A 13,839-nucleotide genomic window follows, 5' to 3' on the forward strand; every position below is an offset into this window, starting at 1 on the left:
AATTGTGTGGATGTTATTAAGGTAATTATCAATCAAAAATCATGCTTAATTGTATTTAAATGGCGATTTTTGCATAGCAAATGTATAAATTTCTTTATTGCTATACTTGAATTATGTTAGAAGATAAAAATCAGAATCGTACATTATTATCAGATTTAGGCGAATTTGGGTTGATAAGGCATTTAACAGATACTATAAAGCTAGATCATAAGTCTTCTGTAAAAGGAGTTGGTGATGATGCTGCAGTATTACAATTTGAGAAACACATTTTAGTAACTACAGATCTATTGGTTGAAAATGTGCATTTCGATCTTTCTTATATGCCTTTAAAGCATTTGGGCTATAAAGCAGTGATGGTTAATTTGTCTGATGTGTATGCTATGAATGGAAATGCTACCCAAATTACAGTGTCTATTGCAGTGTCAAATCGTTTCTCGTTAGAGGCAATAGAAGAATTATACAATGGTATTCATTTAGCATGTAAAACCTACGGTATAGATTTAATAGGGGGAGATACTACTTCATCAACTACTGGTTTGTTAATTAGCATTACAGCTATTGGCGAAGCCGATAAAAAAGATATCATTTATAGAAAAGGAGCAAAGACCAATGATTTAATTGTGGTAACAGGAGATTTAGGAGCCGCTTATTTAGGTTTACAGGTGCTAGAACGTGAAAAGCAGGTATTTCAAGCGAATCCGAATGCACAGCCAGAACTGGATAATTATGCCTATTTGGTTGAGCGACAGCTAAAACCAGAAGCTAGAAAAGATGTTATTAAGCTTTTAAAAGATTTAGGAGTGAAACCTAGTGCTATGATCGATATATCTGACGGTTTGTCTTCTGAAATAATTCATATATGTCAGCAAAGTGATGTTGGTTGTAATTTATTTGAAGAGAAATTACCATTAGACCCCCAAGTTATTTCTACCTGCGAAGAATTCAAGATAGACGCTACGATGGTGGCTTTGAGTGGAGGGGAAGATTATGAGTTACTATTTACAATTTCTTTAGATGATTATGATAAGATTAAGGCAAATCCGAATTTTACCGTTATTGGCCATATCGCAGAAAAAAGCGAAGGGATGAATCTAATCACGCGAGCAAACCAAAAAGTAGAATTAACTGCGCAAGGCTGGAATGCTTTACTAAATAATGATTAATTTAATTTTTTGCAATTAATTCATTAATATATTTAGTGAGTTCTTCTCCATGCAAATTCTTAGCTAGAATCTTACCATTTTTATCAATTAAAAAATTATCGGGTAAAGCCGTAACGGCATAATTATAAGCTGCGGGAGTTTTAAAACGCTCAAGCGTAGAGACATTCGTCCAGGTGCGATTATCTTTATCAAGAGCTGCTAACCATTTGTCTCTATTGTCATCTAAAGAAACTCCATAAATGTTAAATTGTTCTCTAGAATAGTTGTTTATCAATTCATTTAATTTAGGAGCTTCTCTTCGACAAGGCCCACACCAACTAGCCCAGAAATCAATGAGTATATAATCTGCCTTTAAAGATGATAAACTCACCAAATCTCCAGCAGCATTAGGCATTTCTATAGGTGCTACATTTCCTCCGATAGCGGTTTGTTGTAATCGATTTACTTTTTCACGAATCTTTTTAGTAATAGCCAAGTTTGGGTATGCGGTTTCAAATTTAGTTGCCAAAGAATCAAAACTTGCTAGTTGATGGGCTCCTTTCCAGCGGATAGAAGTAGCATACAATCCTAATGTAGAAATCTTATTTTTTTGAAGATACCCTACTAACTCATCAAGGTGTTTGTCATAGTTGGTCAATTCTAATTTGCCCAATTCAGCAATCTTTTCTTGATCTTTATTTTCAGCCTTTTTTAATGTCTTAATTTCATTTCTAACCGACTTTACCAATCGTTCTAACGATTCTTTTCGAAAAGTCTCATATGCTAATAATTCTTCAGTATCCTTTGAACCTTTAGCTAAAGCTTTAAAATCATTGGTGTCATAACCTAAAATGTCTAAATGTAGGTTTTGACCAGTGTTTAAAGCAATATCAATTTTCTTTTTATTCGGAAAATTTAGTGAATATAAATAAGGCTCGTCTGTGAAAGAAACTTGAAATTTTCCTTGCTTATCTATTGTTAATGTATCTATAACTTCAGTAATCTTTCGTTCAATATCGGTTTCTTTTTTTAGAATCACATATTCTGAAGTAGCAGGACTTAAGGTGCCTGAAAGAATAAAAGCAGGAGCTTCTTTTTTAGCGCACGAAATAAAGAAAGCAAATGTGATTGAAAGAAGAATTATTTTTTGAAGCATATTATTTATTTAATGAAGCAGTAATCGTTAAAAGTATAGTATAATTACACTAAGATTTGTTAAAAGTATATTAAATTGTTAACTACATTTCTTGATAAACCATTGTAATTCAAAAAGGCATTCTTCATAATTTTCTATATAGCTCATGTGTCCGTCAGGTAATTCAACAACCTCAACTTCTGTATTCTTTGTTTGATCAACAAGCGAATCATAATCTAATACTGGATCTTTCTTACCTATAATCATCAGTTTTTTATAAGGTGAAAAATGTAACAACATTTCACGATCATCACGTATTTTCATACCTTCTAATGCTGCAATAATTCCTTGTAAAGGTGTTCGTAAAGCTTCCTTTTTTAGCACTTTAATTTCTTTGTTAAAGATCTTTCTATTTTTAGGCCTAAAGAGATTCGAGATTGACATTCTGATAAATGTTTTATGATTTTGCTTTACCACTTGTATGGCTTTGTCTCGATTTTTTTTCTTTTCAAGAGTATCTGCTCTAGCCGAAGAATTTAAAAGACATATACCTTTTAATGCATCTGGGTTTTTTTCCGCGAAAGCGAGTGCAACATAACCTCCCATAGAATGACCGATCATTACAGATCGTTTAATCTTTAAATGCGTTAAGACCGCTTCAACAATTTCTGCCATTTCTTCCATGGTATGAATGTATCCTAGGCATCCTGTTGTACCATGCCCCAAAAGATCGATACAAATTACTCGGTTCTTTTTAGCTAATACAGTAGCGATTTGATTCCAGATAGAAGAATTCTCTAAAAAACCATGCAATAGAACTACGGCTTGACCTTTACCTTGGTCAGTGTAAAAAATATCAACACTCTTATGAGAAACAATCATTTTAGTTATATTGGTCGAAACAAAACTAATGAATAAAACTAAAGAAATATTGATCGCAGGCTTTGCCTTATTCTCTTTGTTTTTTGGAGCAGGAAATCTATTATTACCACCTTTATTGGGTTATAAAGCAGGTAGTAACTGGTTATTAGTAACAATAGGTTTTATGATTGCCGCTGTAGTAATTCCATTATTTGGAATCTTGGCACATGCACGTCTGCAAGGTACGATGTTTGACTTTGCAAAAAAAGTATCGCCAGTATTTAGTGTTATTTATTGTGTTATTGTTTATATTATCTCGATTACCTTGCCTTCACCACGAACAGCCGCTGCTACACACGAGATTGCTATACATCCTTTTTTTGGTACAAGCCCATTACTAACAAGTACCATTTATTTCGCATTGGTGTTAATTTTTGTGCTGAATCGTTCTAAGATTTTAAGTTTTATAGGTAAATATCTTACCCCGCTTATTGTGCTTATTTTATTTTTAGTGATTGGTGTCGGATTATTTGCTAGTCAAGGTTCGATGAACGAAAGTGCTTTTGCAATACCTTTTGTAGATGGTTTGCTAGAAGGGTATCAAACGTTTGATGCTATTGGTGCAGTTGTGGTAGGTGGTGTTATTATTATATCTCTAAACTTGCGTGGGCATACTACATTTGAGAGTAAGAAAGAATTGATTACCAAAGCAGGATTTATTGCAGGATTAGGATTATTTATCATCTATGCAGGTCTTATTGCTGTCGGAGCTTTTTATGGGTCAGAAATTTTTATTGATGGCTCTTTGAGCAGTGATATGCAACGCGCTAATTTATTACGTGGTATTAGTTTGGCTACACTTGGAACTATTGGGAATACTTTTTTAAGTGTATTAATTGCTCTGGCTTGTTTTACCACTGCTGTGGGAATCGTTACAGGAACCGCCGATTACTTTAAAGGTTTGTTTAATAATTCTCAAAAAGTATATACAATTACTGCTATTATAGGATGCTTGGTAGGTATAGGTGTAGGTCAATTAGATTTTCATTCGATCATAGTAATTGCATTACCTGTATTGATGTTTATTTACCCAATTACTATTGTATTAATTTTACTAAATGTAGTACCCGAGAACTATGCTTCGCACATAGTATTTAAAATAGTAGTTGCAATTACTTTTATATTTAGCATACCCGACTTTTTAAAGTTTATCATAAATCCAGAGAAACTCACGGGAATACAAACTATACTGCCACTTTCTCAATATAGTTTAGGATGGGTATTGCCAGCTATAGCAGCTTTTATTTTGGTAAATTTATTTAGAGAAAGTAGGGTAAAATTTTAATTACACGTATCGGTAACGTATAAGAAATAGTTGTGTTTTAAATAACTAAATAAAAACTGAGTTATTCTTTTACAATTTCCATATTTCTTTTTGTCTTCTCGATTAGTTTCTATTTAGGATGTAATTTTATTTAGTAAAATTTTCCTTTGTTTTGGTGTATCTTTCCAAGTATCTACCGCACAAATGACCGCAACTATACTCATAAGAAATGATATTGTCTAATCTATAAAGTTTGTTTATATCGTTTCTAGGAGTCATCTATATTGCTAAAAATAGGCTTGAAATTGTTAATTGTTTTCAAAATAACTGTGTCTTGATTATCAACATAATACACAAATAATTAATCGCAAAAACAATAATTATTATTTGATTTTTCTATTATTTATAACAAACTTTGTAAGCCTAAGACCTATTGAAAAGTATGGGTTTTCCCTGTGACGAGATGGCGTACCTGAGGATTTCTAAAAAAAAGCATAGTTTAGCGTACGAAGCAAAGTGGTTCGCCAAATCTATAAATCAAGATAATAGGGTAGATATCACTAATTGGGACGAAAACGGAAATTTAATATCATAATCTAAATGACGAAAAAATAATTTTAATAATGAAAAAAATATTTTTAATAATTCTATGCTTAGGATTTTTACTTAGTGGTGCACAAACACATAATAACTATAAAATCTCGTTTAAAAATGCCGTACATCACGAAGCTGAGGTAGAAGCAACATTTACAAATTTAGAGAATAAAGTGCTAGAACTACGAATGAGTAGAACGTCTCCAGGGCGTTATGCAGTTCACGAATTTGCCAAGAATGTATATAATGTTAAAGCTTTTGATGGAGCAGGTAACGAGTTGAAAATTACGAGACCAAATCCACATCAGTGGAATGTCGCTAATCATGATGGTACTGTAAAAGTTACCTATACATTGTTTGCAAATAGAGGAGACGGAACGTATGCACAAATAGATGAAACTCATGCCCATTTAAACATTCCTGCAACGTTTATGTATGCCAGAGATTATACACAACGCCCTATAGAAGTAACATTTAATGTACGTAAAGATTTAGGTTGGAAAGTGGCTACGCAGTTAAAATCACTAGGTAACAATATGTTTTATGCACCAAATTTAGATTATTTTATGGATAGCCCAGCAGAAATAAGTAACCATGCTGTCCGCAGTTTTAAGGTAAGCGATAATGGTAAAGAGAAAATAATCAAGTTTGTATTGCACCACAACGGTACGGATGCTGAGTTAGACAAATATTTTGAGGGTGTTAAAAAAGTTGTAGAACATCAAAAAGCTATTTTTGGAGAATTACCAAACTTTGATTATGGTGAGTACACATTTTTAGCATGTTACATGCCAAATGCTTCTGGCGATGGTATGGAGCATCGTAACTCAACAATTTTAACAAGTACGCGTAGTCTAGCAAATGGAGGTATGCAACGCAATATGGGTACTGTTTCGCATGAGTTTTTCCATGCATGGAATGTGGAGCGTATTCGTCCAAAAACATTAGAACCATTTGATTATGAAGAAGCTAATATGTCTGGTGAATTGTGGTTTGCAGAGGGTTTTACAAGCTATTATACCAATCTAATATTGTGTAGAGCAGGATTAATGTCGCCTGAAAAATATGTGCAAGGTTTAGCGGGCGGACTCAATTATGTTTTAAATTCACCAGCGCGTAAGTATTTTAATCCAATCGAAATGAGTTACCAAGCGCCATTTGTAGATGCTGCCCGTTCGGTTGACCCTGTAAATCGAGAAAATACATTTATTTCTTACTATACGTATGGTAGTGTGCTCGGATTAGCATTAGATTTATCGTTGCGTAACCTTGACGGAAATAAAAGTTTAGACGATTTTATGAAACTTGTATGGCGAACTTATGGGAAGCCAGAAATTCCGTACACAGTAAGAGATTTACAAGATTTATTAGCAGCTTATGCCGGGGCAGCATTTGCCAATAATTTCTTTACTAGGTATATTTTCGATAGTAAAATGCCTGATTATAAGACTTTGTTTGCTTCTGTAGGTGTGAGTTTTGAACAGCCAAAATTAAATGAAGCAAGTCTGGGTGTGCGTTTAAATAAAGAATTTAAGTTAGTTTCCAATCCGCAAGAAGGTAGTGCAGCTTTTAAAGCAGGTTTACAAAATGGGGATAAAATTATTTCTGTGAATGATATTGCTGTAAAAGATTTAAAACCAAATAATTTTATAAAGAATTTTAAACCAAGACAAACTGTAAAAATAATGTTTAGCCGTTTTGAAAAAGAAAAAGAAGTACAATTACTTTTAGGAGCAAATACCAGTTTTGAAACTGAACTACTTAAAAAAGTAAAAAAAGATGTACTTAAAAAACGCCTAAATTGGCTAGAAGCCAAGTAAGATATGTTAATAATTGATGTTACGTAGTAAAATAGTAAATTTGAGAGATGAATGTTAATAATTTACTAGATTTATTCACAGACTATTTATTAGCAACACCAACCTACACGTTATAACATACTTATCTGCTGTAATCAATACTTCTAAATATGTACAATCTAAATTCTCATTATAAGATTTAAACAAGCTTAAAGAAAAATTAGAAAGCTTAATGCAAAAAAAACTTACCTAAACAATAAATTCCCAAAATCTGAACTGGCTGAAATGTTAGGAATTAGCAATTCTGAAATGGCAAGTTTACTAAATGAAAAATAGGTATGAACTTTTTTTGATTTTGTGAACTACTATCGCATAAAAGAGTTTATAAAACTAGCCGAATCTGAAAAAGCAAAACAGTTAACCTTGTTTGGGTTGCGCAAGAAGCTGGATTTAATTCAAAAACGACCTTCAACAAGTCTTTTAAGAAATTGATGGGAATTTCACCTTCGCAATATTTTAGTGATTAAGAGGCGGAGGTAATTTGTTATTTGTTAAATTTAGAAAATTTTACGACTAAAGTTTAACAATAAATTTTAAATGGCTGTTCAAGAAATACAAACGTATAACTATAAAGACATCTTCTCGTTAACTGTAGTTAATTTTGAAGAAGCATGTGTAGTGAACAAAGCACAACAGGTAGATTCGTATCGTATCTACTGGATCAAAGAAGGAAAAGGATCTTATAGTATTGATTTTAATTCATACGATTTTGATGGTGAGGTATTATTTTTTTTATCACCAGGTCAGGTGTTTTCTGTAGTTTCAGAAAAAGTTAAAGAAGCATATCAAATTTCTTTTAAGCGTGATTTTTACTGCATCCAAACACATGATAAAGAAGTGTCTTGTAATGGAGTTTTGTTTAATAATATTTATGAGTCAACATTTGTAAAACCTAGTGAACATGAAAGTAAAAAACTAACGAACGTACTTATCAGTTTAATGGAAGAATTCCGCTTAGAAGATACCGCGCAGTATGATATGTTGCAAGCCTATTTAAAGCAATTTATAGTGCAATCTGTTCGTATTAAAAAAGAACGAGATGTTATAAAAAATGATACAGAAACTAAACTATTTAAAGATTTTAGTATGTTGGTTGATCTCAATTTTAAAAAAGAACACTCAGTTACCTATTATGCCGAACGGTTAGGGCTCTCACCTAAATCATTAACAAAACATTTTCAGAAAATAGGAGCTCAAACACCTAGCGATTTCATTAAAAATAGAGTTATCCTTGAAACGAAGCGAAAATTGATTTATACAGATGATTCTGTAAAGCAAATAGCTTACAATTTAGGATTTAATGATCCTGCCTATTTTACCCGTTTTTTCACAAAAGCAGTAGAAAAATCACCACTTCAATTCAAAAAAGAGCAAAAGAACTAACAATTTACAAGGTTTAGGAACTTTTGTCCATTTTCTTATACCATTTTTTATCACATTTTTGCATCATAAAAATTAATTATAACCAAAATAGATATAGTATGAACACTGGAAATTTAATTATTAGAATCGGAATGGGCTTGCTTTTTGTATGGGGAGGCTTAGAAAAATTTTTTGAAGGTTTTTTGGGAGGTGTAGGTCTTCAAAATATGGCGAATTTTTTGAAAAGTAGTGGATTGGCCTTTTTAGGTGATACAGGAACCTATGCTTTAGGAGCCATTCTAGCTTTATTAGAATTGGTGGCTGGTATAGCAATCTTAGCGAATAAAAAATTATTCGAGGCATATGCTTTTTTAGCATTTATTATGTTTATGGCATTGGTGTTAGTGCACATTCCTTCTGGCAATTGGATGAATATAATGATTCATATTGCCTTGTTATTCACCCTTGCAGGATTGGCATTAAACAATAAAGAAAGAGTATAATATTATCAATTAAAAAGCTAAACCCAATTCGAAAGAATTGGGTTTTCTTTTTTAATGTAAAATGGGTAGTCCATGTTTTTGGAACTTTTGTCCATTTTCTTGCCTTATTATTCATCGCATCTTTGTATCAGAATTAAAACAAACATTTCTTAATGTAAATCAAGATTTCATCTTAACTGTCATTCCTGCGATGGCAGGAATTTAAAATAAAGAATTATGAATATACAATTAGATCAAAAAGATTTTCAAACAACAGTAGAAACTCATAAGAACGTATTAATCGATTTTTATGCTGATTGGTGTGGTCCATGTCAAACTTTATTGCCAACAGTTCATAAGTTGGCAGAAGAGTTTGAAGGAGATGTAACTATTAAAAAAGTAAACATAGATCAAAATAAGGAACTAGCAGCTGCTTTTGGAGTGCGTAGTATTCCAACTTTAATTCAATTAACTGAAGGTAAAGAAGTAGGCCGTATAGTAGGCTTGGTTTCTGAAAGCGATTTACGTGGTAAAATTAATGAACAAAAAACTGCTTAAGAATGAAAAATTTAAAACAATGTCCGAATTGCTGGGGCTATCAAGAATATGAGGTAGCCAGTTGCGGGCAAGAAGTAAAGAGTAATTAATAATAGCAATTAAAAAATAGAAATTATGAGTACAAGAATTGAAACATTAAACCCAGAAACAACAACAGGAGCATCAAAAGAATTATTTGATGCTGTAAATAAAAAATTAGGTTTTATTCCTAACCTTATTAAAGTATTTGGTAATTCGCCTGCTACGTTAAAAGCATATTTATCATTAGGAGAAATTGCAGGAAGTGGAAACTTTAACGCAAAGTTTAGAGAGCAATTAGCATTAGCAATTGGTGAAGAAAATAGTTGTAACTATTGTTTATCTGCACATACTGCCATTGGTAAAATGAATGGACTATCTGATGAGCAAATTGAGCAAAATAGACAAGGTTTATCTGATAATGCTAAAACGCAAGCAGGATTAAAATTTGCACAACTGGTAACAAAAAATAGAGGTGTTGTGAGTAATGAAGAATTACAAGCTGTTAAAGATGCAGGTTATACAGATGGTGATGTCTTAGAAATCGTTTTAAATGTAGTCTCAAATACATTAACGAATTATGTAAATCATATTGCTGAAACTGAAGTAGATTTTCCGAAAGTAGAAGCAGGAAAATTTGCAGTAACACAATAAATTATAAATTACGAGTACCATTAACTTAATGGAACTCTTTGAAATTAAAAAAATATGGAAAACCAAATTAAAGAAGCACTTAAAGATTTAAAGCAATTATTAGGTAAAGGACAATTTTTAGAAGCAATGAATATATACTTAGCTGATGATGTTGTATTACAAGAAGCTAATGAAACTCCAAAAGTTGGTAAGGATGTCTGCATTAGAGCTGAAGAAGATTTGCTAGCTAATGTTTCTGAATTTATAAGATACGATATTAAAAATGAATCTGTTTCAGGAGACATTTCTTATTACGAAGCTACCATGGAGTTTAAAACAAAAGATGGAGAACATCATAAATTTGAGCAAGTAAATAGAACACAATGGCAAGATGGTAAAATTATTAATGAACGGTATTACCATGCTTAATTAAAATATATAAAATTAGAATAATTAAAAACAATTTAAAAATGAAAAAAATGAAAAATTTATTAGTAGTATTATTTTTAGTAACTGCAACTTTTACAGTTACTGCACAAGATAAAATGATGAAAAAAGATGCTGTAAAAACAGTTTCTTTAGAGCAAACAAAAGGTGAATTTACACAAAAACAATTAACGCTCTCTGAAGGTACTTATGTTTTTAAAGTATCAAATAACAATGCAGCACCAGAGGTAGGTTTGGTATTAATAGAAGAAGGTAAAGATGGCTCTAATCCTAAAAATCATATTAAAGAAGCCTATGTTTCACAAATGGTTAAGCATGGTAAAACAGAATCTTCTAAGCAAGTAAATTTAAAAAAAGGAACCTATAAATATTTTTGTCCTTTTAATAAAACGCCACAATACACTTTAATTGTGAAATAAATACTCTAATTAATAATAGCAAATAAAGCGAGCTCGAGCTCGCTTTATTTGCTATTAAAAGACAAATTGATTTATCTTTAGATAAAATATAAACACTAACAATCTTTTTAGTGTTAATATTTACATTTCAGTTAAACGCGCAAGATAAAGAGCAAGCCAAAAAAGATGTAACACAGGCAGCTTATAATTATATAGATACTTTTTCAAGGCAGATCCTTTTTAGCTTATAAAAGTGTACATAAAGATGTACGAAGAGTAGATTGGTGGTATGATAAGAAAAAGAGTGCTTATTTCGATAAATTAGAAATGCCTTTTGCTAACTTGATAAGTTTAGCAAAATGTTGGAATACCAAAGGAGATTGTACTAATTCAGATTCTCCAAGAATAGTTGAGATTCTTGAAGTTTCTAACAAGGTTACCGTAGCTAAAATAATCGCCGTTTGAGGTATTGATTACTTGAGTATGGTAAAAACAGCTGATGGTTGGTAAAGGCATCAACATCATATGGCAATCACTACCGTAGTTTTCGTTAAAAGAATAAAACCAGTCTAAGACTGGTTCATCAATTCCTCAATTTCCTCAGCTTCTATAGGTATATTCTGCATTAAATTAAAGGGTTCGCCTTTTTCTTTGATAACTACATCATCTTCTAAGCGTATGCCAAAACCTTCATCAGGAATGTAAATACCAGGTTCTACGGTAAAGACCATATTGGCTTGCATTGGTTCAGTCAAAATACCATAATCGTGTGTGTCTAAACCGATATGGTGCGAAGTGCCATGCATAAAGTACTTCTTATAGGCAGGCCAATCTTTATTTTCATTTTTTACATCAGCTTTATCTAATAGCCCTAACCCTAATAATTCTGAAGTCATTAGCTTACCAACTTCCACATGATAGGCTTCCCATAAGGTACCAGGAGTTAGCATTTTGGTTGCTTCATTCTTTACGCGTAGTACAGCATTGTAAACTTCTTTTTGTCGCTTCGTAAATTTACCAGAAACAGGTATGGTACGTGTCATATCACTACAATAATTAGCATATTCGGCACCTACATCCATTAAGATAAGCTCTCCAAGTTTACACTCTTGATTGTTTTCTATATAATGCAATACATTGGCATTGTTACCTGAAGCGATAATTGGGGTGTAAGCAAATCCTTTAGAGCGGTTACGTAAAAATTCATGCATGTATTCAGCTTCTATTTCATATTCCATAACACCTGGTTGTACAAAGCCTAAGATGCGTCTAAATCCTTTTTCGGTGATGGTACATGCCTTTTGCATAAGGTCAAGTTCGATCTGATCTTTTACTGAACGAAGTCGCTGTAAAATAGGATTACTCTTAGCAACGGCATGTGCTGGATATTTCTCTTTTAACCATTTCGTATAACGGTCTTCACGAGTTTCAGTGACTATAGAAGCGCGATAATGTTCATTAGTATTTATATAAACGGTATCGCATTGTGTCATGAGTTCAAACATGATTTTCTCCATATCATGTAACCAATACACCGTTTTAATACCACTAGTTTCAAAAGCCTTTTCTTTAGTTAGTTTTTCACCTTCCCAAATTGCGATATGCTCATTCGTTTCACGCAAGAACAAGATTTCACGATGCTTTTCTTTGGGGCAATCAGGAAATAGCACTAAGATACTTTCCTCTTGATCTACACCGCTTAAATAAAAAATATCACGATGCTGCTGAAAAGGTAATGTGCTATCAGCACTTATCGGATAAATGTCGTTAGAGTTAAAAACAGCTAAGCTATTGGGTTTCATCTGAGCTATAAAATTCTTGCGATTTTTAATAAAGAGCTTACGATCTATGGGTAGGTATTTCATCAGTAGTTTTATTTAGAGTATCAAAAATAGAATTTATGTGGTATTCAACAATAAAAAAAGCACTCAATTTGAGCGCTTTACTAATTCGTAATCTATACTATTATTTATTCATAGCATTTTTAATCATTCCGACGATTGCCATAAGCACACCGCCGCCAACGCCGCCACTGGCAACACTGCTTAAAATGCTAGCAAGATCTAAGCCACCAGCATCGGCTCCAGTTGCAGTTGCAGCTCCAATACCAAGCATACCTAGTAATTTTCCGCCGATTCCTCCTCCTAGAATACCTAGAATTGAGTTTCCTAAAGTGCCGAGAGAGAATTTTTTCATTAAAGATCCTGCCACGTTTCCGCCGACAGCACCACTTACTAATTGAATGATTAATGGGAGTAGATTTTCCATAAAAAAAATTATTTTAGTTAATTAATTGTAAATTAACAAAATAAATGTTGATTTAACAATTATTAGTGTTTTAAACTATCAATATCTTAAATTATAAAGGTATTTTTAAATGGTCTTTAGAAAAACAATGCATTTTAAAAAACTACTTTACGTATTAATTTCTTTATTATTTCTTAATTGTTCACCTACGCTAAAAAAATCTTTTTCTAAACTTTCAAAACCTGAAAAAAAGTGGGTTGTTTTTCATCATTTTAAAGCAAAAAAGGCTTATAGAATATCGCTTGAGGCAGAAAAGGTTAAAGATTCGATTTCCAAAACTGGATTTATTAATAATGATAATAATGGAGGACAATTAGATGCTTTTAAACATGCCTATTGGATGGCACGTTTAACACAAGGTATAGGAAAACGTGCCGCTTTAAGTTTGGGGAAGGCTCATGAAAAAGGAAATTATCAAACATTCAAAAAAAAACAGTTAGAAGATGGATACTTACCCGATAAACCTTCAACAGAAATGGACTTGCATAATAACAATGTTGGTATTTCTATTGGGAAAGTTTTCAATAAAAAAAACAAGCGACAACTTATCGAGATTGTGATTGATTCTGTTAAAAGCGGTAAAATGAAAATTCTATTAAAGGATGTCGATGGTAATTTTTTAGATTGCTCAAGAAAAAGAATTCCACTTGACTCACTTAAAGGCAAGTGGAATACTCAAAAATGTTTGGTGTCATCTAATGAAACATCATTTTGAATGC

15 protein-coding genes and 1 pseudogene are annotated in these 13,839 nt (G+C 32.3%); 12 read left to right on the plus strand and 4 right to left on the minus strand.

All coding sequences use genetic code 11. From position 1 onward, the window contains the following. Positions 1–113 precede the first annotated feature (113 nt). Complete coding sequence (gene thiL, locus AC1EUY_RS04745; RefSeq protein ID WP_480194361.1) at positions 114–1,163, plus strand: thiamine-phosphate kinase; 1,050 nt, start codon at positions 114–116, stop codon at positions 1,161–1,163. Position 1,164: 1 nt separating this feature from the next. Here thiL and AC1EUY_RS04750 read toward each other — a convergent pair whose 3' ends face one another. Both AC1EUY_RS04750 and AC1EUY_RS04755 read right to left on the minus strand, forming a co-directional pair. Then, entirely contained in the window at positions 1,165–2,298 is a 1,134-nt protein-coding gene (locus AC1EUY_RS04750) for a TlpA family protein disulfide reductase (RefSeq protein ID WP_480194362.1), read from the minus strand. A 78-nt stretch (positions 2,299–2,376) separates the two neighbouring features. Continuing rightward, a complete protein-coding gene (locus AC1EUY_RS04755; protein ID WP_480194363.1) occupies positions 2,377–3,159 on the minus strand; it encodes an alpha/beta fold hydrolase in 783 nt (260 codons plus the stop codon). A gap of 28 nt (positions 3,160–3,187) precedes the next feature. On the opposite strand from AC1EUY_RS04755, the gene brnQ reads away from it, so the two are divergent. The 10 genes and pseudogenes from brnQ (at position 3,188) to AC1EUY_RS04805 (ending at position 10,834) form a co-directional block, all read left to right on the plus strand. Continuing rightward, positions 3,188–4,483 carry a branched-chain amino acid transport system II carrier protein gene (gene brnQ / locus AC1EUY_RS04760; protein ID WP_480194364.1) on the plus strand — a complete coding sequence of 432 codons (1,296 nt, stop codon included), beginning with the start codon at positions 3,188–3,190 and terminating at the stop codon, positions 4,481–4,483. Between the two features lie 421 nt (positions 4,484–4,904). Further along, the gene (locus AC1EUY_RS04765; protein WP_480194365.1) at positions 4,905–5,057 is read left to right on the plus strand and encodes a hypothetical protein; all 153 of its coding nucleotides are present in this window, start codon (positions 4,905–4,907) and stop codon (positions 5,055–5,057) included. Positions 5,058–5,085: 28 nt separating this feature from the next. Next, a complete protein-coding gene (locus AC1EUY_RS04770) occupies positions 5,086–6,876 on the plus strand; it encodes a M61 family metallopeptidase (RefSeq protein ID WP_480194366.1) in 1,791 nt (596 codons plus the stop codon). A gap of 449 nt (positions 6,877–7,325) precedes the next feature. Continuing rightward, positions 7,326–7,382: pseudogene (locus tag AC1EUY_RS04775) on the plus strand (hypothetical protein); the annotation flags it as partial. Between the two features lie 70 nt (positions 7,383–7,452). Then, a complete protein-coding gene (locus tag AC1EUY_RS04780; RefSeq protein ID WP_480194367.1) occupies positions 7,453–8,298 on the plus strand; it encodes a helix-turn-helix domain-containing protein in 846 nt (281 codons plus the stop codon). 98 nt (positions 8,299–8,396) lie between these two features. Then, on the plus strand, positions 8,397–8,780 hold the full coding sequence (locus AC1EUY_RS04785; protein ID WP_480194368.1) for a DoxX family protein: 384 nt from the start codon (positions 8,397–8,399) through the stop codon (positions 8,778–8,780). Between the two features lie 216 nt (positions 8,781–8,996). Further along, entirely contained in the window at positions 8,997–9,317 is a 321-nt protein-coding gene (gene trxA / locus AC1EUY_RS04790; RefSeq protein WP_480194369.1) for a thioredoxin, read from the plus strand. Positions 9,318–9,431: 114 nt separating this feature from the next. Then, positions 9,432–9,989 carry a carboxymuconolactone decarboxylase family protein gene (locus AC1EUY_RS04795; protein WP_480194370.1) on the plus strand — a complete coding sequence of 186 codons (558 nt, stop codon included), beginning with the start codon at positions 9,432–9,434 and terminating at the stop codon, positions 9,987–9,989. Between the two features lie 54 nt (positions 9,990–10,043). Then, a complete protein-coding gene (locus tag AC1EUY_RS04800; protein ID WP_480194371.1) occupies positions 10,044–10,397 on the plus strand; it encodes a hypothetical protein in 354 nt (117 codons plus the stop codon). 41 nt (positions 10,398–10,438) lie between these two features. After that, complete coding sequence (locus AC1EUY_RS04805; RefSeq protein WP_480194372.1) at positions 10,439–10,834, plus strand: cupredoxin domain-containing protein; 396 nt, start codon at positions 10,439–10,441, stop codon at positions 10,832–10,834. A gap of 548 nt (positions 10,835–11,382) precedes the next feature. Here AC1EUY_RS04805 and AC1EUY_RS04810 read toward each other — a convergent pair. Both AC1EUY_RS04810 and AC1EUY_RS04815 read right to left on the minus strand, forming a co-directional pair. Further along, positions 11,383–12,678, minus strand: a complete 1,296-nt coding sequence (locus AC1EUY_RS04810; protein ID WP_480194373.1) for an aminopeptidase P family protein — start codon at positions 12,676–12,678, stop codon at positions 11,383–11,385. Between the two features lie 100 nt (positions 12,679–12,778). Beyond that, positions 12,779–13,081, minus strand: a complete 303-nt coding sequence (locus AC1EUY_RS04815) for a hypothetical protein (protein WP_480194374.1) — start codon at positions 13,079–13,081, stop codon at positions 12,779–12,781. A 127-nt stretch (positions 13,082–13,208) separates the two neighbouring features. Between AC1EUY_RS04815 and AC1EUY_RS04820 the strand changes: the two genes are divergently transcribed. Next, positions 13,209–13,835, plus strand: coding sequence for a DUF6973 domain-containing protein (locus AC1EUY_RS04820; protein ID WP_480194375.1), 627 nt, complete (start codon positions 13,209–13,211; stop codon positions 13,833–13,835). Positions 13,836–13,839: the final 4 nt, after the last annotated feature.

This window comes from Maritimimonas sp. 2210JD6-3 (genome assembly GCF_056591795.1).

What these genes read in the sequence shown, in the direction of transcription:
- thiL (WP_480194361.1), top strand. Translation starts at nt 114, where the DNA reads ATGTTAGAAGATAAAAATCAGAATCGTACATTATTATCAGATTTAGGC.
- AC1EUY_RS04750 (WP_480194362.1), bottom strand. Translation starts at nt 2,298, where the DNA reads ATGCTTCAAAAAATAATTCTTCTTTCAATCACATTTGCTTTCTTTATT.
- AC1EUY_RS04755 (WP_480194363.1), bottom strand. Translation starts at nt 3,159, where the DNA reads ATGATTGTTTCTCATAAGAGTGTTGATATTTTTTACACTGACCAAGGT.
- brnQ (WP_480194364.1), top strand. Translation starts at nt 3,188, where the DNA reads ATGAATAAAACTAAAGAAATATTGATCGCAGGCTTTGCCTTATTCTCT.
- AC1EUY_RS04765 (WP_480194365.1), top strand. Translation starts at nt 4,905, where the DNA reads ATGGGTTTTCCCTGTGACGAGATGGCGTACCTGAGGATTTCTAAAAAA.
- AC1EUY_RS04770 (WP_480194366.1), top strand. Translation starts at nt 5,086, where the DNA reads ATGAAAAAAATATTTTTAATAATTCTATGCTTAGGATTTTTACTTAGT.
- AC1EUY_RS04780 (WP_480194367.1), top strand. Translation starts at nt 7,453, where the DNA reads ATGGCTGTTCAAGAAATACAAACGTATAACTATAAAGACATCTTCTCG.
- AC1EUY_RS04785 (WP_480194368.1), top strand. Translation starts at nt 8,397, where the DNA reads ATGAACACTGGAAATTTAATTATTAGAATCGGAATGGGCTTGCTTTTT.
- trxA (WP_480194369.1), top strand. Translation starts at nt 8,997, where the DNA reads ATGAATATACAATTAGATCAAAAAGATTTTCAAACAACAGTAGAAACT.
- AC1EUY_RS04795 (WP_480194370.1), top strand. Translation starts at nt 9,432, where the DNA reads ATGAGTACAAGAATTGAAACATTAAACCCAGAAACAACAACAGGAGCA.
- AC1EUY_RS04800 (WP_480194371.1), top strand. Translation starts at nt 10,044, where the DNA reads ATGGAAAACCAAATTAAAGAAGCACTTAAAGATTTAAAGCAATTATTA.
- AC1EUY_RS04805 (WP_480194372.1), top strand. Translation starts at nt 10,439, where the DNA reads ATGAAAAAAATGAAAAATTTATTAGTAGTATTATTTTTAGTAACTGCA.
- AC1EUY_RS04810 (WP_480194373.1), bottom strand. Translation starts at nt 12,678, where the DNA reads ATGAAATACCTACCCATAGATCGTAAGCTCTTTATTAAAAATCGCAAG.
- AC1EUY_RS04815 (WP_480194374.1), bottom strand. Translation starts at nt 13,081, where the DNA reads ATGGAAAATCTACTCCCATTAATCATTCAATTAGTAAGTGGTGCTGTC.
- AC1EUY_RS04820 (WP_480194375.1), top strand. Translation starts at nt 13,209, where the DNA reads ATGCATTTTAAAAAACTACTTTACGTATTAATTTCTTTATTATTTCTT.